Source organism: Pseudoalteromonas sp. SCQQ13, assembly GCF_015864415.1.
In the GTDB taxonomy this organism is placed as follows: domain Bacteria; phylum Pseudomonadota; class Gammaproteobacteria; order Enterobacterales; family Alteromonadaceae; genus Pseudoalteromonas; species Pseudoalteromonas nigrifaciens.
Genome location: NZ_JADYXG010000005.1, coordinates 181,656 through 201,902 on the forward strand (window position 1 = coordinate 181,656; position 20,247 = coordinate 201,902).

The following is a 20,247-nucleotide window of genomic DNA, read 5'->3' on the forward strand; positions in this document are numbered from 1 at the left end:
TTTACTTTACTTGTTTTTACTCTAAGTAGGAGTCTATAAAGTGGTGGGCGCAGGAGGATTCGAACCTCCGACCGCTCGGTTCGTAGCCGAGTACTCTATCCAGCTGAGCTATGCACCCACTTTATAGTTTGCTTATTTTAACTCTAAGCAGAGTTTTTGCTTATTTAAACTCTAAGCAGAGTTATTAAAGTATGGTGGGCGCAGGAGGATTCGAACCTCCGACCGCTCGGTTCGTAGCCGAGTACTCTATCCAGCTGAGCTATGCACCCATACTTTAAAACTTACAAAACACGCCATTTAAAAATGGTGGAGAGGGAGGGATTCGAACCCTCGATAGAGCTACAAACTCTATACTCCCTTAGCAGGGGAGCTCCTTCGGCCACTCGGACACCTCTCCGTCTTGTGGGGCGTATAATAAAGAGTTCAGAAAATATGTCAAACACTTTTCTACCAAATGTGCCTATATGGTTATAGATTGTGCATCTAGTTAGTTTTAATGTGTAATTAGTTTGAAATTCAAACAACTTTTAACTTTTTTCTGGTGGGTTAACGCCTAACACAGGCACTAAATCATCATTTAACTCTGCAAGATACTGCTCTTGATAACCTAACTTTTGAAATTCTGCAATACAGGCTCGGTAAAAGGCTTGTCTTGCATCTTCTGTTTCGCAGTTATTGATTGGGTTTTCAATACGTTTATTTTTCATATTATTATTTATAAATCCATTTAATCTTTTTATTTAGAGCCTTAAATCAATCCTCTAAATTTCCATCGTAGTGTAGCGAACAACTTTACATAAATGCAACAGTGCGTTTAAAAAACACTCAGATTAAAAAGTTATAGCCCAGACACAAAAACGCCGCATTTAAGCGGCGCTTTATTACTTTACATTATTAAGCTTAGTCGGCTTGCGGGCGCATATGCGGGAACAAGATAACGTCTTTAATGGTTGGAGAGTCAGTAAACAGCATTACTAAACGGTCAATACCAATACCTTCACCTGCAGTTGGTGGTAAGCCATACTCTAGTGCGCGTATGTAGTCTTCGTCGTAATGCATTGCTTCATCATCGCCTGCGTCTTTCTCTTCAACTTGACGAGTAAAGCGCTCTGCTTGGTCTTGTGCATCGTTAAGCTCAGAGAAACCATTAGCTAGCTCACGCCCACCCACAAAAAACTCAAAGCGGTCTGTAACAAATGAATTTTCATCGTTACGACGTGCCAATGGTGATACTTCCCATGGGTAGCCGGTAATAAACGTAGGTTGAATAAGCATGTGCTCTGCTGTTTCTTCAAATATTTCACACAAAAATTTACCTGGGCCCCAAACACAGTTTTCAGGAATTTTAACGTGTACTTGCTTAGCGTACGCTTTTAATTGTTCAAAATGGTTTTCTGGGTCGTTAAACACTGCCGCATCAAACTCAGGGTTATATTTTAAAATTGCGTCGCTCATGCTTAAGCGCGTAAACGGTTGACCAAAATCGTATTCAACTGAGTCAATTACTTCGCCGTTTTCGTCTTTAGTTGTGTTAACTACCACAGCACTACCAAGTACGTTTTCTGCAACTGTACGTAGCATGTCTTCGGTAATGTTCATCAGATCGATGTAATCAGCGTATGCTTGGTAAAATTCAATCATTGTGAATTCTGGATTGTGACGCGTAGATAACCCTTCGTTACGGAAGTTACGGTTAATTTCGAATACGCGATCAAAACCACCTACCACTAAACGCTTTAAGTACAGCTCAGGCGCTATACGTAGGTACATGTCAATATCAAGCGCGTTATGGTGTGTTACAAACGGGCGTGCCGATGCACCGCCAGGAATAACCTGTAGCATGGGTGTTTCTACTTCCATAAAGTCACGGTCTGCTAAAAAGCGACGAATGCCTTCAACTACTTGTGAGCGAATGCGGAATGTTTCACGCGTTGCTTCGTTAGTAATTAAATCAACGTAACGTTGACGGTACTTAGTTTCTTGATCTGATAAGCCATGGAATTTTTCAGGCAACGGGCGAAGTGACTTAGTTAATAGTTGGTACTCTGTCATTTCTACGTATAAATCGCCTTTACCCGATTTATTAAGCGCGCCTTTAACACCAATAATATCGCCAGTATCTAGTTGGCCATATTTTTCTTTTAAATCTTTTTGCACATCTTTAGACGCATATGATTGTACGCGGCCTTTCATGTCTTGAATTACAAAAAATGGTCCGCGCTTTGCTAAAATACGTCCAGCAATAGACACTACTTGTTGTAACTCAACTAATTCTTCTTTGCTCTTATCACCAAACTGGGCTTGCAAATCTGCCGTGTAATGCTCACGACGGAATTGGTTTGGATGACCGTTGGCTGGGCAATTTTGGCGTATAGCATCTAATTTGCCACGACGCTCAGCGATTAACTTGTTTTCGTCTTGGATTTGATCAGTCATTTTTTTAGCTCTTTATTAGCTTGGTGGTTATAAACCAGATTTTAAGCTGGCTTCTATAAATTTGTCTAAGTTGCCGTCAAGTACCGATTGGGTATTACGGCTTTCAACGCCTGTACGTAAATCTTTAATGCGAGCGTCATCGAGTACGTATGAACGAATTTGACTGCCCCAACCAATGTCCGACTTTGAGTCTTCTTGGGTTTGTTTTTCAGCATTTTGTTGTTGTAACTCTAGCTCAAACAGTTTTGCTTTTAACTGTTTCATTGCTTGAGCTTTATTTTTATGTTGTGAGCGCTCATTTTGGCACTGCACTACGGTATTTGTTGGTACGTGCGTAATACGAACCGCTGATTCAGTGGTGTTAACGTGCTGACCACCTGCGCCCGAGGCACGGTAAACGTCAATACGTAAGTCAGACGGGTTCATATCAATTTCAATATTGTCGTCAACTTCTGGATAAACAAATGCAGAGGCAAACGAAGTATGACGACGACCACTTGAGTCAAACGGGCTTTTTCGCACTAAACGATGCACGCCAGTTTCGGTACGTAACCAACCATACGCGTATTCGCCAACAAAGCGAACTGTTGCGCCTTTAATTCCTGCAACATCGCCACCAGTTGCTTCTACTAATTCAACTTTAAAGCCTTTAGCTTCGCCCCAGCGTAAATACATGCGCAGCAAAATATTACACCAGTCTTGTGCTTCAGTGCCGCCAGAACCAGATTGTAAATCAAGGTAAGCGTCGTTTGAGTCATGAGGACCGCTAAACATACGACGAAACTCTAACGCTTCTAGTTGCTCGTTCAAGTCTGCTAGTTCGCTTTGTGCTTCATCAAAGGTTTCTTGATCTTCGGCTTCTACAGCAAGCTCAAGTAAGCCTTCAACGTCGTCAGTACCCGTCACTAAAGTATCGATAGTTTCAACAACAGCTTCTAATGCCGACTTTTCACGGCCGAGAGCTTGTGCGCGTTCAGGTTCATTCCATACGGCTGAGTCTTCAAGTTCGGCGTTAACTTCTTCTAAGCGTTCTTGTTTAAGAGCATAGTCAAAGGTACCCCCGAAGCAACTCAGTACGTTCGCGAATTTCCTTGATTTGGTTAATCACAGGATTCACTTCAAACATGGTCATTACTCCAAAATGGCTAGGTTATTACGCTCCTTAAAAAGGAATTAACGCAATATATTATCGTCAAATGATAAAAACGCCCGATTTTAACAAAAAACCGTGCGCTTTATTAGCACTTTATGCGATCTATTCTAGATATTTTTTAGCTGGCTTTTTCTAGCTCTCGGATAATTAATTGCAGGGTGAACTTGCCTCTAAACTCATTTATATCGAGCTGATACGCTGCTTTAACAAATTGTGCGTTGTTATCTGGCCATTCTTTTACATCAATGCCAAAAGCTATGGCATCAACTAAGCGGCCTGATTGATGTTTTAATACCAGTTTTAAATGCTTTTCGCCCACTATACGCTGCTGAATTAACTCAAATGTGTGCTCAAATACCGGTTCAGGAAATTGCTGCCCCCAAGGGCCCGCTTGTTTTAATTGCTGGGCAAAATCCATGGTAAAACACTCATTTGGCAACTCGCCATCGGTAAATACAATGCAGCGTTTACTTTCTTCACTAAGCTGGGCGCTAACGGCAGTATCAAAGGCGTGTTTAAATTCGCTAAATTGCTGCTCATTAATACTTAAACCGGCCGCCATGGCATGGCCACCAAACTTACTAATTAAGTGCGGATCGGCCGTACTTAGCCCTTCGAGTAAATCGCGTATGTGCAGCCCTTCAATTGAGCGACATGACCCTTTTATCTCACCGTTTTCGCCACCCGCAAATATAACTGTTGGGCGGTGGTATTTTTCTTTTAAACGCCCGGCTAAAATACCAATAACACCTTGGTGCCAATCCTCTTGGTATAAACAAATAGCGTCGGGAATATTGTCATCATTAAACGCTAACTTATCAAGCACAGCTTGCGCTTCATGCTGCATGCCTTGCTCTATTTCGCGGCGTGCAAAGTTTAAGCTATCTAGCTCACTGGCAATGCGCCTAGCTTGGTTTATATCGGTACTGAGTAAGCAGGCTATGCCTAAACTCATGTCATCTAAGCGCCCTGCGGCATTTAGGCGCGGAGCAAGCGAAAAACCAAAGTCGCTGGCACTCAATCTTGAGGCATTACGATTAGCAACCTCAATGAGGGCAGTAATGCCTGGGCGAGTTTTACCACTGCGAATACGCGCTAGTCCTTGGTGCACCAATGTCCGGTTATTGGCATCAAGCGCCACTACATCGGCTACAGTACCAAGCGCAACTATGTCGAGCAGGTCGGCTAAGTTAGGCATAGGCTGCTGCGCAAAATGATTTTGCTCACGCAGTGTGCTTCTAAGGGCAATAAGTAAGTAAAAAGCCACACCAACACCTGCAATCGATTTAGACGGAAAGCTGCAGTCGTGCCTGTTCGGGTTTACTATGGCATCGGCATTAGGGAGTGTTTCGCCCTGTAGGTGATGGTCGGTAACCAGCACTTTAATATTGGCGGCTTTTACAATATCAATACCCGCAATACAGGAAATACCGTTATCGACTGTAATTACTAAATCGGGTTTAAGCTGAACTATTTGCGCAGCTAACGCCGGGCTTAAACCATAACCTAAGCTAAACCGATCAGGTACTAAGTAATCTAAATGAGCAAAGCCAAACATGGCCAAGCCTTGCATTAATGTAGCGGTACTGGTTGCACCATCAGCATCAAAATCGCCAACAATTAAAATATGGCTTTGGGCATGTAGCGCCTCAATTAACAAGTCGCAGGCTTTGTCCATATCTTTAAATAACTTAAAGTCGTGTAATGTGGCGGCGCTGTTATTTAGCTCATCGGCATGGGAAACATTTCGCGTGGCATAAATTTGCTTAATTACAGGGTGTAAATGACTCGGTAAATGTGAATCATCGACGTTTTCGCGCGTTTGGATCGTTTTTTTCATGCAGATTTTTAACTTATTTGGTTCATCATAAATATACAAAAAAAGGCCTTTCGGCCTTTTTTTATGCGCACCGTAAATTTAATTACTATGGGGCTTTACTAGCGTTAAGCGCAGCGCTTAATGCGGCAGCTGGCTGATAACCTGGGATCATGGTGCCATCTTCTAAAATAATAGCAGGTGTACCGGTAACACCAAAGCTTTGACCTAGCTGATAATGCTCAGCAACTGGCGCACTACAACCTTTAACTGCTGTAGTATTTGAGCCACTTTTAGCTTCGGTTAGTGCTTCTTGTTGATCTTTAGCACACCATACGTTCATTAAGTCATTATAACCTGAACCTTGTAGGCCACCGCGCGGAAACGCTAAATACTTAACGGTAATACCCGCTTCAAGTAAATCATCTAGCTCACGGTGTAATTTACGACAATAACCACAGCTAATGTCGGTAAATACGGTAATGCTATGTTTTTCGTTAGGTGCTTTGTACACTATCATCGAATCTTCGTATTCTTTTAACCCAGCTTGGCGTACGCCGTTTAGTGCTTTTTCGGTTAAATTACTACGATTATTTAAGTCTATAAGTGTCCCTTGCATTAAAAACTGTCCGTCTGGGCTTGCATAAAGCACACCTTGATTAGTGATCAGTTCTTTTAAACCCGCTACTGGGCTTGGGTTTATTTGCTTAACGGTAACACCAAGCGCGGCAAATTTAATAACAATAGGATCATTAGCGTTAGGGGCTACAGCCACATCATTCGCTACGGCACTTAAACTAGTGCATAACATGGCACCTGCTAACATTAATTTTTTCATAATTATTCTCTATTTTTATAAATACATATCAATTGACCGGCTTAGTGATAATAAATTTCATATTAAGCACGTGGATGATGCTGCGCATGTACCGATTTTAATCGCTCATTTGCAACATGCGTATATATTTGGGTGGTTGATAAATCACTGTGTCCTAACATCATTTGAACCACACGTAAGTCTGCCCCATGATTTAATAAGTGGGTTGCAAATGCATGGCGCAATGTATGCGGTGACAATGACGACTCAATTGATGCCAAAATAGCATAGTGCTTCACTCTATGCCAAAAAGTTTGTCGGGTCATGCCAACCCCTCGCTTTGAGGGAAACACAAAGTCGGTGGCGTGTTTAATCATTTGCGCCCGTCCCACCTTTAAAAACTGCTCAAGCCAATACATGGCCTCTTCGCCCAGTGGTACTAAACGCTCTTTATTCCCCTTACCTTTTACAAACACTACAGCTTGGCGCAAATTAATTTGTTCAATCCGCAGCCCTACAAGCTCACTAACCCGCAAACCTGTTGCATATAGTAACTCAAGCATGGCTTTATCGCGCAGCCCCATTGGCTCATCGGTATTGGGAGCGCTCAGTAGCGCCTCTACTTCAGCCTCCGAAAGCGTTTTAGGCAAAGACTGTCCTGCTTTAGGTTGCGCAATATTGAGCATTGGCGAGTCGCTAATTAACTTTTCGCGCACAAAGTACTGATAAAAACGCTTAAGCGCACTAATACTACGCGCAGTACTACGCGGCTTTAAGCCTAGATCAACTCTATGGGCTAAATAGCTTTCAACGTCTAGGCCGGTTACAGTCATTAAATTTTTGCCTTTTAAAAACTGGCAAAACTTATCTAAATCGCTGCGATACGCCGATAGTGTATTTTCACTCACCCCTTGCTCTAAATACAAACAATCTAAAAAGGTTTCTAGGTAATCGTTATTGCTTTTTGGTGCCGTGCTTGGTTCTGAAAAGTCGTCAGCTAGCGTTGTCACTTTTGTGCTCTCATTTTTGTTATAGCCATTGCCTAAGGTATCAATTAAAAACACCTTACGGTAAACTTGAGCTTATCATATCAGGCAATTACACAGTGATAAATACGATGCAAATTGGTTTATTTTTTGGCTCTACTACCTGCTACACCGAAATGGCAGCAGAAAAAATTCGCGACATTATTGGTGCCGATATCGTTACCTTGCATAATATTAAAGACGAACCACTAAAAAATGCAGAGCAATACGATTTCATTATTTTTGGTATTTCAACCTGGGATTTTGGTGAAATACAAGAAGACTGGGAGTCAAAGTGGGACGACATAGCAGACGTAAACTTAAATGGTAAAACCATCGCGTTATTTGGCATGGGTGATCAACAAGGTTACGGCCAGTGGTTTCAAGATGCGCTTGGCATGCTACACGACGAAATAAGTCCGCAAACATTTACCCAGTTAGGTTTTTGGCCAAACGACAATAGTTACGAGTTTGAAGCATCTAAAGCACTCACCGAAGACGGTACACACTTTGTTGGTTTAGCCCTTGATGAAGACAGCCAGTACGAGCTAAGCGACGAGCGTATTGCCACTTGGGTTGAACAGGTAATGACCGAGTACAGCGAAACCCTGTAATACTGTTTATTATTGTTGTACTTGTAAAGCGCAGCCACACTGCGCTTTAATTTTATTGGCTAACTACTCTACTCTTAGCCAATATTGGTTACGATAAAAAAAGCCAATATAACCACGCACTTCTAATTTTTCACCAGCATCTTGAGTCGTTAAGCGCACTGTATAGCTTTTACCGTTATTTGGGTCGAGTATTTGACCGTCTTCCCAACTACCATCACCGCTATCAATCACATTATCAATAATGGTCATGCCTAATATGGGCTGATCTTTTTTATCGCCCGAGCACTGCGAGCACACTGCATTTTGCTTATCTTTATTTAATAATGTTTCAATGGTGCCGCTTAAAACCCCGTTATTTTCAACTATACGGACATACGACTTAGCTTCATTAGTGTCTTCATCAATGGTTTTCCAAAGCCCAACAGGCGTCATACTGGCAAGTACGCTCTGCGTTGTAAAAAATGTAGCGGCTAAGGCGCTTAATAATACTGATTTAGTTCGTTTTTTCATTATAAGTTTCCTGTATACATATAAACTCATCATACCAGCACTGTTTACCACATTACATCTTCAAATAAAATGCTTTGCATAGCGTAATATAATCTTCGCTATAGTTGTTTTCATTATCTTTTATACACAAAGCTGATTCCACAATGCTCTGGTTTATATAGCTAAAGGTCATTAGGCTTCGGCTAATCGCTTTATTTGGCGTCGCCTTTACTTGGCAATGAGTATTTAAAAAAAGCCCGTTTTGAGTAGCAAGTTCAATAAACACCGCAACCTCTGTAGTGGGTAAAATTAAGCTAAAGGTTGAGCCTGAATGACTGAGCTTTTTAAAAGCACTAATTAGCTCAGCAAAACTTAAACCATCTGTATGGCGCGCAATATTACGCGCCTTATTATTACCTTTTAAACTGTGATTAAAATACGGCGGATTGGCTATCACTACATCAAATGGCTGCGCGCTGTTAAAAGTTTGAATGCTTTGCTGGTGCACCTCTATATTTGGCCACGGGCTAGCGGCAATATTTTGCAACGCTTGTTGGTAAGCATTTTTATCAACTTCTACCGCCGTTATAGTTAACTGGGGGCTGCGCTGTTTGCACATAAGCGCCAGCAATCCCGTGCCTGTACCTATATCGAGCAAGCTGTTGGCATTACTTAAATTAGCCCATGCTCCAAGCAAAATACCATCGGTTGATACCTTCATTGCACACTGTTCGTGCGCAACTTTAAATTGTTTAAATGCAAAACCAGACATTTTTTCACCTTTTCATTCACCAAGCAGGCGTAACCGAGTATAATTAGTGCCATTGTCCTTTATTTTTGACACTCTATGCAATTTTCTGAATTTGATCTTGATAACAAGCTACTCGACGCCATTAATAAAATGGGTTACGAAACGCCAACCAGCATTCAACAACAAGCTATTCCTGAAGCACTTCAGGGGCGTGACATTTTAGCATCTGCGCCTACAGGTACAGGTAAAACAGCCGCCTTTTTAATTCCGGCTATTCAATATTTATTGGATTTTCCGCGTCGTGATCCTGGTTTTGCGCGCGTATTAGTAATGACGCCAACTCGTGAGCTAGCTTATCAAATTCATGAACAATGCGAACTACTTGCTAAACGTACTAACCTTAAAATTGGGGTAGTAACAGGCGGTATTAACTATGGTACGCATAAAGAGATTTTTGAAAAAAATAATGACATTTTAATCGCCACCCCAGGGCGTTTAATGGAATATTTAGAAACCGAAAACTTTCATGCTGAACACGTAGAAATGCTTATTATTGATGAAGCCGACCGCATGCTAGACATGGGCTTTAAAAAAGAAATGAGCCGTATTTGTGATGAAGCTAAAAATCGTCGTCAGTGCTTTTTATTTTCAGCAACCCTTGAAGGCGACAGTGTTGAAAGATTTGCTGAAACAACGCTAAACGATCCAGCATTGCTTGAAGCTGAATCGTCACGCAAAGAAAAGGCTAAAATTCACCAGTGGGTACATTTAGCCGACGACTATCATCATAAACTTGAGCTGTTAGTTAATACCCTTAATGGCCCAGACGTAACTAAAGCCATAGTGTTTGTTAAAACCCGTGAGCGTCTTGAAACGCTAATTGGTGAACTAACAACTAACGACGTTAAAGCAGCCTGGTTACGCGGCGAAATGCCGCAAGACAAACGCATGAAAGCGATGGAAAACTTCCATAGCGGCAAAACCCGTATATTAGTTGCTACCGATGTAGCGGCGCGCGGTATTGACGTGGCTGATATTAGCCATGTAATTAACTTTGACCTACCACGCACAGCCGATATATATGTACACCGTATTGGCCGTACAGGCCGCGCTGGTAAAAAAGGCATCGCTCTTTCACTGGTTGAAGCGCACGATATTGGCATTCTTTATAAAATAGAACGCTATATTGAGCAAAAACTTAAACGTCGTGTTATTAAAGGATTAGAGCCAAAGCATAAAGAAGCTAAGCCGCCGGCTAAAAAGCGTAAAGATCCGGTTAAAATGAAAGCGAAGAAAAAAGCTAAGGTTAAAAAGAAAAAGTAACTTAAGCGCATACTGTAAGTAGTATTATATTAGCCGACAAAAATGTCGGCTTTTTAATGCCTGCTCCTCCATAACTGCATGGTTTAGGGCTATGTAATCTCTACTTAGTTTTATGTAACAATTGCCCACCTGAATTCCCACTTAATAAAATAGCCTTTATTTTCAGTACATTAAATATGGAACGATAATTGTAACTATCATGGTAACTCTGCCTAATTTGGCTACCCGATTAATTGCAATGTAAGGATATGATTATGAGCCGTTTAAAATTAACTATCGCTTTAGTATCATTTTGTTGTTTGTTTTTATTAGCATGCGCTACAAAAGTGAGTGCTACAACAAATATGGTTGTCGTTAGCAGCCTAGCAACCCAACCAAACTTACAGCAATCGATTACCCACACTTTGCGTACCAACCCCAATTTAGCGCTAAGCGATATTCGCGTACAAGTTAAAAATGGTGAAGTAGATTTATACGGTAAAGCGCAAACAGGTTTTGAGCGTGCGTTGGCACAAAAGTTTTTAGAAAATATGGATGGCGTAAAAATCATTCGTAACAAAATTGATATTATTTAAGTTCTACTTAAATAACTTACATAAAAAATGCCGCTTATTGCAAAATAAGCGGCATTTTTTTCAGTGCTCATATATTCAGTAATCAAGCCCAAGCTTAGTAATAAGCCAAACAGGCTAACTACTTTTTAAGCTATGAGCTCTATTTAGCTCTTTGGCGATTACTCGCTACCTTTGGTTTTGTATTGGCCTTATGAAATTGGCTAAAACCAGTATGGCGCGTTAATGCTGGGCGCCCACCTCGACTACTTCCTTTTGCAGCTCTTTCGTCGCGCCCTTCTTCTGGCACTAAGCAATTTGGCGCTTTACCTATTAGGTTAGATTTACCCATTTTGCGCAGTGCTTCGCGGATCATTGGCCAGCCCGCAGGATCGTGATAGCGTAAAATTGCTTTATGTAAACGACGCTGGCGCGCACCTTTCGGCACAGGTACTACTTCGGTATTATTTTTAATATTACGCAGTGAGTTCATCTCGGTATGATAAATAGTGGTCGCATTTGCCATTGGAGATGGGTAAAAATTTTGTACCTGATCAAGTTTAAAGTCGTTCGACTTAAGCCACAAAGCCATGTTTACCATGTCTTCGTCTTTAGTACCTGGGTGCGCCGAAATAAAGTATGGGATTAAATACTGCTTTTTACCCGCTTCTTTTGAGTACTTATCAAATAACGCTTTAAACTGATCGTACGCTCCCATACCTGGCTTCATCATTTTTGATAATGGTCCATCTTCGGTATGCTCTGGCGCTATTTTTAAATATCCACCTACATGGTGAGTAACTAATTCTTTAACGTAACGTGGATCTTGCACGGCTAAATCGTAGCGTACACCCGAGGCGATTAATATTTTTTTAATGCCTTTAACTTCACGGGCTTTTTTATACAGCTCAATTGTTGGCGTATGATCGGTATCCATATGCTTACATATTTCAGGGTATACACACGATAAACGTCGACAGGTACTTTCTGCTTTTTTGCTAGTACAACCCAATTTATACATGTTGGCTGTTGGGCCACCTAAGTCAGAAATAACCCCGGTAAACCCGGGTACTTTATCTCTAATTTGCTCAATTTCTTCAATTATTGATTCTTGCGAACGGCTTTGAATAATCCGCCCTTCATGTTCGGTAATCGAACAGAAACTGCAACCACCAAAACAGCCTCGCATAATATTAACTGACGTTTTAATCATGTCGTAGGCAGGTATTTTTGCATCCCCATAGCTAGGATGAGGAATACGTTGATACGGCAAACCAAATACGGCGTCCATTTCATGTGTTTCTAGTGGATATGCTGGGGGATTAACCCAAATAGAACGATCGCCGTGGCGCTGAAAAATAGCACGAGCACAACCTGGGTTAGTTTCTTGGTGCACAATACGAGAAGCATGTGCATACAATGGCTTATTCACACTTACTTGCTCAAACGCAGGTAATTTAACGTAGGTTTTTTCCCATGGCTTAGGGCGCGCTGGCTGAATAGTAATAACCTTGGCGGCTTCGGCTTTTAAGTCTATACCTGCTTGTTTAAATTCTGATTTGCTACAGCCAACATCATCTGCGCCATACGGGTTTGGAATTGGATCAATTTTACCTATTTTATCAATAGCGGTAGAGTCACTGCCACGCCAGCCTGGTAAGGGCTCTTTACGAATAACCGCAGTCCCTCGTACATCCTGAATGGTATCGGTACTTTCGCCCGCTGCAATACGATGAGCAACCTCAACCAGTGGGCGCTCCGCATTACCATATATTAAAATATCGGCTTTAGCGTCAAACAAAACACTACGACGCACTTTTTCTTGCCAATAATCGTAATGAGCAACACGGCGTAAACTTGCTTCAATGCCACCTAAAATAAGTGGTACATCTTTATACGCTTCGCGGCAACGTTGTGAGTAAATGATTACCGCACGATCAGGGCGTTTACCACCAATATTGTCTGGCGTGTAGGCATCATCATGGCGCATGCGTTTTTCAGCTGTATAACGGTTAATCATCGAGTCCATGTTGCCAGCGGTTACACCAAAAAATAAATTGGGTTTACCCAGCGCCATAAACGCTTCTTTAGAGTCCCATTCTGGCTGGGCAATAATACCCACTCTAAAACCTTGCGCCTCAAGTACTCGGCCAATTACTGCCATCCCAAAACTAGGATGATCTACATAAGCATCGCCACTAATAATAATTATATCGCAGCTATCCCAGCCAAGTGCATCCATTTCTTCGCGTGTAGTAGGTAAAAATGGTGCTGTGCCATAACACTCTGCCCAATACTTTGGGTATGAGAATAAGGCGCGCTTAGCTTTAAGTGTGCTCATAAAGTTGACCGTTTAATAACAAAAGGCGCAAATTATACCCTATACCAACCTACCTTGATAGAGCACTACTTTGCTGTGCCGCGCGGTTTTAAAGTGAAGTTTCGTTATTTTTTAATACTTATACACCTAAATTAACTATTACTTTTTATAGGTTGTGGCTAAGTATCTAGCTCAATTAAAAAATAGTTGCTATAAAATTAACCTCGAAAGTTAAGCACACCCGAGTTAATATGCTAAATTAATAATAAGTTATGAGTTTGTAACCTAATTTATCTGAGGTTTTTTTATTAAAATATTAAAAATGTTAGTGCAGCTTTTATTAGTTTTACTCTTACTTTTTATCGTTATTGGCCTATTACTACCCCAGAGCTATAACGTAACAAAGAGTATTAACATTAATGCCAATACGCACATAGTAAAACCCTTAATCACTGACTTTTCGCAGTGGCATAAATGGTCGCCTTGGAAGAAGCTGGATCCCTCTGTAGAATTTTCCTTAGGTGAGCCAAGCACAGGGGTTGGTGCTCATCAATCATGGCAAAGTAAATGGGGCGCAGGTGAAATGACCACCACAGCGTTAAGTGCAAACAAAATGGTGTTGAATATTTTATTTGCTCAAGAACACATTATTGCCGCTAATGTAATATTTACGCAAAATGCAAAAACGGTCACGGTTACTTTTCAAATTACGGGGCAAGCCACGCTACCTTTAGTTTCTGGGTATGTGGCTGTGCTTAGTGAGCACATTTTAAGTAACGCAGTATCACTGGGGCTCAATAATTTAAAAACAGTAGCGCAGCTAAGTGATGCACAAACAATAATGGAAAGTCATGGCAGTCAAAACCGCACAAGCAAGAATTAATCTCGCTAATACCATAGAGTCGTTACTGGGTTATCCTATTATTAAAGTAGGCAATAATGAGGCATCCCATAATAATGAGCAAAGTTATGGCCCCCAAGGCAAGGTTAAACCGCTATATCGCATTAATAGCGACAATACCGTTTTAGCTAGAGCACAAAAAAGACAAGACTTACTGCTCATTAAACAACAGCAAAATATAGAAACAATTTTAGCTATGGCAATGGATTTTTGTCCTGACGTAGCCAGTAGTAAACAACCCGATGCCGATTGGGTAGAACACTTTGTAGCACTATGTGGTGATACCTCAAATCAATCTATGCAGTCACTTTGGGCAAAAATACTCACCGGTGAAACGCTTAACCCGGGGACTTTCTCAATAAAAAGTTTGCAAACACTTAAGCATATGACCCAGCGCGAAGCTGACTCTCTACAAAAGTGTGTATCCCTCTCTGGTTATAATGAAAAAGACGATAGCCACTTTATTTTACTGGGGTTTTATAAAAAACCATCACTATTTGATTTGTTACGTAAGGGCAATAAAGTATCTTTAAATCTAGGAAAAACAGGGATTAGCTTTCCTGATATATTAACTTTAATGGATTTAAATTTACTATATCGAAAAGAGATTGAGTCTGCGGTACTAAAAACTGGGCAAGAACTTACGTTATCGTTTTTATCACAAAAAGTAACGTTAAAAGCAAAAAATAGCGATTTAGTATTGAGTTATTATAAGTTTACGCAAACAGGTGATGAGCTATCTAAACTCATTAACTACCCGGTAAATAAAGTGTATAAGCAGTTACTTAATAGTGCACTTGAGAGTGAATTTGAACTAGCGTGGCATACTACTAAGTAGCAAAACCACGCTATATACTATTAATTAGCAGTGTAATTAAAAGTGTACTTGAATGCCCGCAAATGGACCCGATGCATCAATATTAGTGTTAATATCATCAACATCGTCTAGCTCTAATGTCATTGAGCGGTAACCTGCTTTAACAGCAACATCTATTGCTAGGTTATCAATAAATTCCCATGCAATACCCATTTGGTAATCTTGAACTTTGCTATCGTCAATTGCTACAAAGCTGCCCTCAAAAAACACGCTTAAACCGGTAAAAGGTAAGCCTGCTTCAGCGCGGCCGTAAACCAATGGTACAAAGCCTGAAAACTCAACAGTTTCAGTATAATCAGCGCCACCTTGTTGCGTAGTACCTTTAACTAAAATCTCACCATCAAACTGCTTAGCGTTAACACCCAAATCGATAGAGATTAAGTCGTTATCAAAAATTTCGTAATAAAATGTGTAATCAATGTGAGTTAAGTCACTTACTGAATTAACCGTAGTACCTACAACGTAATCTGAACCATTAAAAGAAAATGTTTTATCCAGACGTGTAGAGCCGGTAAGCTCAAGCTCTGTGTATCTTAATTTAATATTAGGTACTAATGGCACTGGATGCTCAAGTGCAGCGTAGTAGCTTACGAAGGTTTCATCGTCAAAATTAAAATCTTGTGGTGCATTTCCTTTATAAGAAAAGCTTCCTTCGTTATCCGCTTTCCAGCCATCAACACCTACATACAAGCCTAATAAGGTATCAGCTTGCGCTGCAGGCGCTAAACATGCCATTGAAAGGGCTGCTGCTAAACAATACTTTTTCATTTTCTATCCTTGGGTCAATAATTCGCTAAGTTCAATAAGAGCCGCATTGGCTCTAGAAATATAATTTGCCATAACCAGTGAATGGTTTGCTACATAACCAAAACCATTCCCATTTAATATCATTGGGCTCCATACTGTTTCTTGAGTTGCCTCAAGCTCTCGTATAATTTGCTGCACACTTACGCGTGCATTCTTTTTCTCAAGTACATCGGCAAAGTCATATTCTATCGCTTGTAAGAAATGCAATAAAGCCCAAGTAGCACCGCGCGACTCATAAAATACATCATCAATGTCTAACCATGGCGTTTTTGCTTGCTGTTGTAATGGAGAAAAAGTGGCTTGTGTATTTGATGTATTACCCGCTAAATCAGTGTTTACTTTATCTTGGCCTACACTAGCGCTTAAACGCTGACTCAAGCTACCTAAACGCTTTTCAGCTTCTTTTAGCCAACTGCGCAAGTTATCGGCGCGAGCATAGAATTGACTGTCACGCTCATGGTCATTCGCTATTTGAGTACGATATACCAATAAGTAATCAATGCCTTTTTGGTACTCACCTTCAGCGCTTGGCCACGCCCACGCTTCAGAGCTTATATTAAACTGCGGCTGTGCTTTTTTTAGAGCTTCGTGTTCAGTTGATTGCGATTGCGAACGGCTAAAATCTTTACGCATAGAAAGGGCTAAATCACGCACCATTTCGAGTGCGCCATATTCCCACGCAGGCATATCGTCCATTATTATACTTGGCGGCAAAACATCATTTGATAAATAACCGCCTGGCTTTTCGAGTAACGTACTTGCTACCGTTATTAATGTTGATGTTGTTGTATAACCAATAACAAATTGCTCATTACGTTGCTGCGCTTGCTGCTTTGCTTTTTCTACCACATTAAAACGAGCAGGCTCCGTACTCCAATAAACAGCTATTGCGTAAAAAATAATTAGTAATATAGCTAATGCTGCAACTATTTTCCCTTTATGTTGTGACATTGATCCTCCTAATGATGAGTATGTTGTTTTGATGCTTGTGATTGTTCTGCTTGTGATGCAAGCGATACCACCTGAGCATTGGTAAATACACGGTTGCCATCACTAAAATATAGTGTGAGTTTACGTTGTTGGCCTACTTTTAACGGTTCTTGTGGTTCAAAAATCATTAAATGATAGCCACCAGGCTTAAAATCGATTTGTTGATGGGCGTTAATTGTTAACGATTCAACTTTTTGCATTTTCATCATGCCATCTACGTGCGAGTGCTCATGAATTTCAACGCGACCTAAGCCATCAATAGTTGCTTTAGTCAACGTAGCCACAGTATCACTATGATTTATAATACTTAAATAACCTACACTTGAAGTTGTGGCAGGTAAAAACTCCCTTACTTGTGCATTACTAACCTTAATAATAGCAACATCCGCATCGTGATCATGCCCTGAATGTGCCATCGATGATGATGAAAAAAGACTTAAAACCGACACCAAAACAATTGAAATACACTGTTTAATCACCACTCTAATCCTTGTTAAAACATAATGCTAAGTATCAAATTTAACATAGTTCAGTTGCAATAGTCAGTTAATTTGGAGTTAAGATGCTACTTTTTTGTTATCAGCTACTAACCAGCAAAGTACCGCAATAAATAGTAATGGCCAAGCAATCATCAGCGATCCAAATAAAAATGCCAATACAGTTCCGACTAATGCAACTGCTGCTGCGCCAACTAATCCTATCGTTATTAGTACTGCAACAGCTACAAAAATAATAATAGCCGCTAAAACTCCTATTAGCTCAAGCCCAGTCCAACTTGTATCTGCAATCCAAAGCGGTAATTGCCAAGTATCAAAGTGCACCGCAGAGACAACATCAGTAAAAAATAGTAAATAAACAATTATACATACGGCTAACGCTTTCATTTAGCTCTCCTTAATTCAATCTAAATGTAAATTAGCTTAAATTATTTTTTCTTCTAGGCAGCAATGCGCAATAAAATAACCTAGTGCAATTGCAAACGGAAAACTCAAAAATAATAAAATAGTGACAAGTCGTGTTGACCACACAGGTAAATCTAATCGCTGCGCTAAACCACTGCACACACCAGATATTTTTTTATCAAGTGGATCTTTGTACCAACCACGTTTGCTGTTAAAACTATTCATAATTATCTCCTTAAGCACTCTGTTTTAAGTTAGTTTTTAAATCAGCTTTTAAGCGAGCTAATTCTGCATCTACTTGTTCGTTTTTCACCAAAGCGTCTATTTGTGCAGCTATAGTATTTTCTGAATCAGTAAGCTCGTACGCTTCTACCTGTGCTTCAATACCTTCTACGCGCTGCTCTACTTTCTCAAATCGAGAGAGTGCATGTGCAACTTTTTCACTTTGTAATTGGCTATTTATTTGCCCCCTTGCAGCCACTATATTGTGCCGCTGTACTAACTGTGTTTGCTTGGCTTTAGCCTCGGCTATTCTTTGTTGCAAACGCTGACAATCCGCTGTCATTTTAGTTATTGATTGCTGCAGCGTTTCTAGTTGCAGCTGCTTTGCTACAACTGTGTTACTAATGGTTTGTTTTTCAAGCAAAGCTGATTTTGCCAAATCATCTCGACCTCTCTCTATTGCTAGCTCAGCTTTATCCTGCCAATATACTAAATTGTTATTTTTATTTTCAATTTGACGTTTAAGTGTTTTTTCTTCGCACAACAAAGCCGCTGTCGTAATGCGACACTCAGTAAGTGCATCTTGCATCTCGCTGAGCATTAAATTAAGTAATTTTTCTGGATCTTCTGCCTTGTCTAATATCGACACTATATTTGCTTGAACAATATCGTTTACGCGATTAAATATTCCCATGAGATTCTCCTGTTAACTTTTTAAGTGATTACACAAATTAGATTCCAAGAGTTATGCCAAGTAATAATATAAACAGTAAAACACATTAAATTCAAAAACTTAAACTTATAATTTATAAATTAAAGTTACTTTTAACTGAATATGATTAAGTGTAATTAGCCAATAAACTAAACTTTTGACTATTTTTTAGGATCAAAAAAGCCATCCGAAGATGGCTGTATTTATTCATTTATTAAATTATTCACTTAGCTGATTATTCAGGTACAAAACTCAAAGCTTTATCCATTACCGATAAGTCGGCTTGTTTTCCATGGCCATTTTCAGACAGATGACGCCTAAATCCACGGGCACCAGGCTGCCCCTGAAAAATCCCCAGCATATGACGAGCAACATGCCAAAAGTTAGCCCCTAAGCGCATTTCGTCTTCAATATAACTATACATAGAGCGCACGACATCATGACGAGATTGCGTGTTAGCGATATCACCATAAATCTTTTCATCCACTTCATTGAGTATAAATGGGTTGCTATACGCTTCTCTACCAATCATCACACCATCAATATGCTGTAAATGCTCTAAACTTTGTTCAATTGTTTTAACACCACCATTAAGACTTAAATCGAGTTGTGGATAATCTTTTTTCAACTGATAAACACGTGGATAATCAAGCGGCGGTACCTCACGGTTTTCTTTAGGGCTTAACCCCTTTAACCAAGCTTTACGAGCATGAATAATAAAATCATCACACCCAACATTATGCGACGCTTCTATAAGTGCACACAAAAACTCATACGAGTCTTGCTCATCAATACCAATGCGCGTTTTAACCGTAACAGGTATATTTACTTCTGCTTTCATTGCCGCCACACAGTCAGCAACTAATTGCGGCTCACCCATTAAACAAGCACCGAAACGACCATTCTGCACGCGATCTGACGGGCAACCTACGTTTAAGTTAATTTCGTCATAACCACGCTCACCCGCAAGCTTTGCACATTGTGCAAGAGCCTGTGGATCAGAGCCACCCAGCTGCAATGCAACAGGCCCTTCGTGTTGATTAAAGTGTAGGTAGTCGCCTCGGCCAAACAAAATAGCACCCGTGGTGATCATTTCCGTGTACAACACTGTATGCTTAGTCATTTTACGATGAAAAGTACGACAATGACGATCAGTCCAATCCAACATGGGTGCTACAGAAAAGCGTCTATCGAGTGGTTTCATTGGTACACCGTGCTATATAAGTTTAAGTACATTTCGTTCAATTTAAATATCTCTTTTTTGCTTATTTACACACATTTAGATCTATTATTAATAAATAACTACACCGTAGGGAACAATCAAAAGGGGTGTTTTAGAATATAAAATCAGGCGTATCTGCGCTAAATTCAAACATTATTATATCAGAATAAGCAAAAAATATAGATACCATTTATATTGAAAACGTCAGCGTTCAAAGTTCAGCCACCCACATTTCACTTTCTTGCAGACGTAAAAAAGCCCGAATCGTTAAATTCGGGCTTTCTACAATTTGGAGCCTGGCAATGTCCTACTTTCACAT

The 20,247-nt window shown here is 40.4% G+C and carries 21 protein-coding genes and 3 tRNA genes; 5 read left to right on the forward strand and 19 right to left on the reverse strand.

From position 1 onward, the window contains the following. Positions 1–41: 41 nt before the first annotated feature. From I6F41_RS06230 to xerD, 9 genes are all read right to left on the reverse strand, one after another. Positions 42–118: transfer RNA gene (locus I6F41_RS06230), tRNA-Arg, on the reverse strand. Between the two features lie 74 nt (positions 119–192). Continuing rightward, a tRNA-Arg gene (locus I6F41_RS06235) sits at positions 193–269 on the reverse strand. A gap of 35 nt (positions 270–304) precedes the next feature. Continuing rightward, positions 305–397: transfer RNA gene (locus tag I6F41_RS06240), tRNA-Ser, on the reverse strand. Between the two features lie 130 nt (positions 398–527). Then, entirely contained in the window at positions 528–707 is a 180-nt protein-coding gene (locus tag I6F41_RS06245; RefSeq protein WP_182677141.1) for a hypothetical protein, read from the reverse strand. A gap of 193 nt (positions 708–900) precedes the next feature. Further along, on the reverse strand, positions 901–2,436 hold the full coding sequence (gene lysS, locus I6F41_RS06250; RefSeq protein WP_011327221.1) for a lysine--tRNA ligase: 1,536 nt from the start codon (positions 2,434–2,436) through the stop codon (positions 901–903). A 27-nt stretch (positions 2,437–2,463) separates the two neighbouring features. After that, positions 2,464–3,562 (reverse strand): peptide chain release factor 2 gene (prfB, locus tag I6F41_RS06255; protein WP_011327220.1). Its coding sequence is split into 2 segments (ribosomal slippage): positions 2,464–3,486 and positions 3,488–3,562, totalling 1,098 coding nucleotides; the frame shifts between segments, so codons are not numbered across the junction. 145 nt (positions 3,563–3,707) lie between these two features. After that, a complete protein-coding gene (gene recJ / locus I6F41_RS06260; protein WP_011327219.1) occupies positions 3,708–5,429 on the reverse strand; it encodes a single-stranded-DNA-specific exonuclease RecJ in 1,722 nt (573 codons plus the stop codon). Between the two features lie 85 nt (positions 5,430–5,514). Next, positions 5,515–6,243, reverse strand: a complete 729-nt coding sequence (gene dsbC / locus I6F41_RS06265) for a bifunctional protein-disulfide isomerase/oxidoreductase DsbC (protein ID WP_041454340.1) — start codon at positions 6,241–6,243, stop codon at positions 5,515–5,517. A 62-nt stretch (positions 6,244–6,305) separates the two neighbouring features. Then, positions 6,306–7,232, reverse strand: coding sequence for a site-specific tyrosine recombinase XerD (gene xerD / locus I6F41_RS06270; protein ID WP_011327217.1), 927 nt, complete (start codon positions 7,230–7,232; stop codon positions 6,306–6,308). Positions 7,233–7,339: 107 nt separating this feature from the next. On the opposite strand from xerD, the gene fldB reads away from it, so the two are divergent. Continuing rightward, positions 7,340–7,861 (forward strand): flavodoxin FldB, encoded by a 522-nt coding sequence (fldB, locus tag I6F41_RS06275; protein ID WP_011327216.1) that lies wholly within the window; start codon positions 7,340–7,342, stop codon positions 7,859–7,861. Positions 7,862–7,924: 63 nt separating this feature from the next. Here the strand turns inward: fldB and I6F41_RS06280 are convergent, their stop codons facing one another. Further along, positions 7,925–8,371: a DUF2147 domain-containing protein gene (locus I6F41_RS06280; protein ID WP_011327215.1), complete on the reverse strand. Its 447-nt coding sequence runs from the start codon at positions 8,369–8,371 to the stop codon at positions 7,925–7,927. Positions 8,372–8,423: 52 nt separating this feature from the next. Next, positions 8,424–9,122, reverse strand: coding sequence for a tRNA1(Val) (adenine(37)-N6)-methyltransferase (locus tag I6F41_RS06285; RefSeq protein WP_182683836.1), 699 nt, complete (start codon positions 9,120–9,122; stop codon positions 8,424–8,426). Positions 9,123–9,197: 75 nt separating this feature from the next. Between I6F41_RS06285 and srmB the strand changes: the two genes are divergently transcribed. After that, positions 9,198–10,424, forward strand: coding sequence for an ATP-dependent RNA helicase SrmB (gene srmB, locus I6F41_RS06290; protein WP_058372586.1), 1,227 nt, complete (start codon positions 9,198–9,200; stop codon positions 10,422–10,424). A gap of 254 nt (positions 10,425–10,678) precedes the next feature. Beyond that, the gene (locus I6F41_RS06295; RefSeq protein WP_011327212.1) at positions 10,679–10,999 is read left to right on the forward strand and encodes a BON domain-containing protein; all 321 of its coding nucleotides are present in this window, start codon (positions 10,679–10,681) and stop codon (positions 10,997–10,999) included. Between the two features lie 139 nt (positions 11,000–11,138). On the opposite strand, the gene I6F41_RS06300 is transcribed toward I6F41_RS06295, so the two are convergent. Continuing rightward, positions 11,139–13,316, reverse strand: a complete 2,178-nt coding sequence (locus I6F41_RS06300; protein WP_197107928.1) for a YgiQ family radical SAM protein — start codon at positions 13,314–13,316, stop codon at positions 11,139–11,141. A 301-nt stretch (positions 13,317–13,617) separates the two neighbouring features. Here I6F41_RS06300 and I6F41_RS06305 point away from each other — a divergent pair, with 301 nt between their 5' ends. Both I6F41_RS06305 and I6F41_RS06310 read left to right on the forward strand, forming a co-directional pair. Then, on the forward strand, positions 13,618–14,178 hold the full coding sequence (locus I6F41_RS06305; RefSeq protein WP_011327210.1) for an SRPBCC family protein: 561 nt from the start codon (positions 13,618–13,620) through the stop codon (positions 14,176–14,178). Then, positions 14,147–15,034, forward strand: a complete 888-nt coding sequence (locus I6F41_RS06310; RefSeq protein WP_011327209.1) for a TIGR03899 family protein — start codon at positions 14,147–14,149, stop codon at positions 15,032–15,034. The genes I6F41_RS06305 and I6F41_RS06310 overlap by 32 nt, the downstream gene beginning before the upstream one ends. A gap of 36 nt (positions 15,035–15,070) precedes the next feature. On the opposite strand, the gene I6F41_RS06315 is transcribed toward I6F41_RS06310, so the two are convergent. The 7 genes from I6F41_RS06315 to dusA all read right to left on the reverse strand — a co-directional run bounded on the left by I6F41_RS06315 (position 15,071) and on the right by dusA (position 19,910). Beyond that, positions 15,071–15,841, reverse strand: a complete 771-nt coding sequence (locus tag I6F41_RS06315; protein WP_086996921.1) for a TIGR04219 family outer membrane beta-barrel protein — start codon at positions 15,839–15,841, stop codon at positions 15,071–15,073. Positions 15,842–15,844: 3 nt separating this feature from the next. Continuing rightward, positions 15,845–16,831: a DUF2333 family protein gene (locus I6F41_RS06320; RefSeq protein ID WP_182683838.1), complete on the reverse strand. Its 987-nt coding sequence runs from the start codon at positions 16,829–16,831 to the stop codon at positions 15,845–15,847. A gap of 8 nt (positions 16,832–16,839) precedes the next feature. Further along, positions 16,840–17,349, reverse strand: a complete 510-nt coding sequence (locus I6F41_RS06325) for a copper chaperone PCu(A)C (protein ID WP_086996934.1) — start codon at positions 17,347–17,349, stop codon at positions 16,840–16,842. Between the two features lie 78 nt (positions 17,350–17,427). Further along, the gene (locus I6F41_RS06330; protein ID WP_182683839.1) at positions 17,428–17,754 is read right to left on the reverse strand and encodes a hypothetical protein; all 327 of its coding nucleotides are present in this window, start codon (positions 17,752–17,754) and stop codon (positions 17,428–17,430) included. A 36-nt stretch (positions 17,755–17,790) separates the two neighbouring features. Next, positions 17,791–17,997 carry a PspC domain-containing protein gene (locus I6F41_RS06335; RefSeq protein WP_182683840.1) on the reverse strand — a complete coding sequence of 69 codons (207 nt, stop codon included), beginning with the start codon at positions 17,995–17,997 and terminating at the stop codon, positions 17,791–17,793. Between the two features lie 10 nt (positions 17,998–18,007). Continuing rightward, a complete protein-coding gene (locus I6F41_RS06340) occupies positions 18,008–18,688 on the reverse strand; it encodes a PspA/IM30 family protein (protein ID WP_182683841.1) in 681 nt (226 codons plus the stop codon). 253 nt (positions 18,689–18,941) lie between these two features. Beyond that, entirely contained in the window at positions 18,942–19,910 is a 969-nt protein-coding gene (dusA, locus tag I6F41_RS06345) for a tRNA dihydrouridine(20/20a) synthase DusA (protein WP_080516805.1), read from the reverse strand. Positions 19,911–20,247: the final 337 nt, after the last annotated feature.

Excerpts from the sequence above, each read along its gene's own strand:
- I6F41_RS06245 (WP_182677141.1), bottom strand. The coding sequence starts at position 707 with ATGAAAAATAAACGTATTGAAAACCCAATCAATAACTGCGAAACAGAA.
- srmB (WP_058372586.1), top strand. The coding sequence starts at position 9,198 with ATGCAATTTTCTGAATTTGATCTTGATAACAAGCTACTCGACGCCATT.
- I6F41_RS06295 (WP_011327212.1), top strand. The coding sequence starts at position 10,679 with ATGAGCCGTTTAAAATTAACTATCGCTTTAGTATCATTTTGTTGTTTG.
- I6F41_RS06285 (WP_182683836.1), bottom strand. The coding sequence starts at position 9,122 with ATGTCTGGTTTTGCATTTAAACAATTTAAAGTTGCGCACGAACAGTGT.
- dsbC (WP_041454340.1), bottom strand. The coding sequence starts at position 6,243 with ATGAAAAAATTAATGTTAGCAGGTGCCATGTTATGCACTAGTTTAAGT.
- dusA (WP_080516805.1), bottom strand. The coding sequence starts at position 19,910 with ATGAAACCACTCGATAGACGCTTTTCTGTAGCACCCATGTTGGATTGG.
- I6F41_RS06340 (WP_182683841.1), bottom strand. The coding sequence starts at position 18,688 with ATGGGAATATTTAATCGCGTAAACGATATTGTTCAAGCAAATATAGTG.
- I6F41_RS06320 (WP_182683838.1), bottom strand. The coding sequence starts at position 16,831 with ATGTCACAACATAAAGGGAAAATAGTTGCAGCATTAGCTATATTACTA.
- I6F41_RS06315 (WP_086996921.1), bottom strand. The coding sequence starts at position 15,841 with ATGAAAAAGTATTGTTTAGCAGCAGCCCTTTCAATGGCATGTTTAGCG.
- I6F41_RS06280 (WP_011327215.1), bottom strand. The coding sequence starts at position 8,371 with ATGAAAAAACGAACTAAATCAGTATTATTAAGCGCCTTAGCCGCTACA.
- fldB (WP_011327216.1), top strand. The coding sequence starts at position 7,340 with ATGCAAATTGGTTTATTTTTTGGCTCTACTACCTGCTACACCGAAATG.
- I6F41_RS06330 (WP_182683839.1), bottom strand. The coding sequence starts at position 17,754 with ATGAAAGCGTTAGCCGTATGTATAATTGTTTATTTACTATTTTTTACT.
- I6F41_RS06300 (WP_197107928.1), bottom strand. The coding sequence starts at position 13,316 with ATGAGCACACTTAAAGCTAAGCGCGCCTTATTCTCATACCCAAAGTAT.
- recJ (WP_011327219.1), bottom strand. The coding sequence starts at position 5,429 with ATGAAAAAAACGATCCAAACGCGCGAAAACGTCGATGATTCACATTTA.
- lysS (WP_011327221.1), bottom strand. The coding sequence starts at position 2,436 with ATGACTGATCAAATCCAAGACGAAAACAAGTTAATCGCTGAGCGTCGT.
- I6F41_RS06305 (WP_011327210.1), top strand. The coding sequence starts at position 13,618 with ATGTTAGTGCAGCTTTTATTAGTTTTACTCTTACTTTTTATCGTTATT.
- I6F41_RS06335 (WP_182683840.1), bottom strand. The coding sequence starts at position 17,997 with ATGAATAGTTTTAACAGCAAACGTGGTTGGTACAAAGATCCACTTGAT.
- I6F41_RS06310 (WP_011327209.1), top strand. The coding sequence starts at position 14,147 with ATGGCAGTCAAAACCGCACAAGCAAGAATTAATCTCGCTAATACCATA.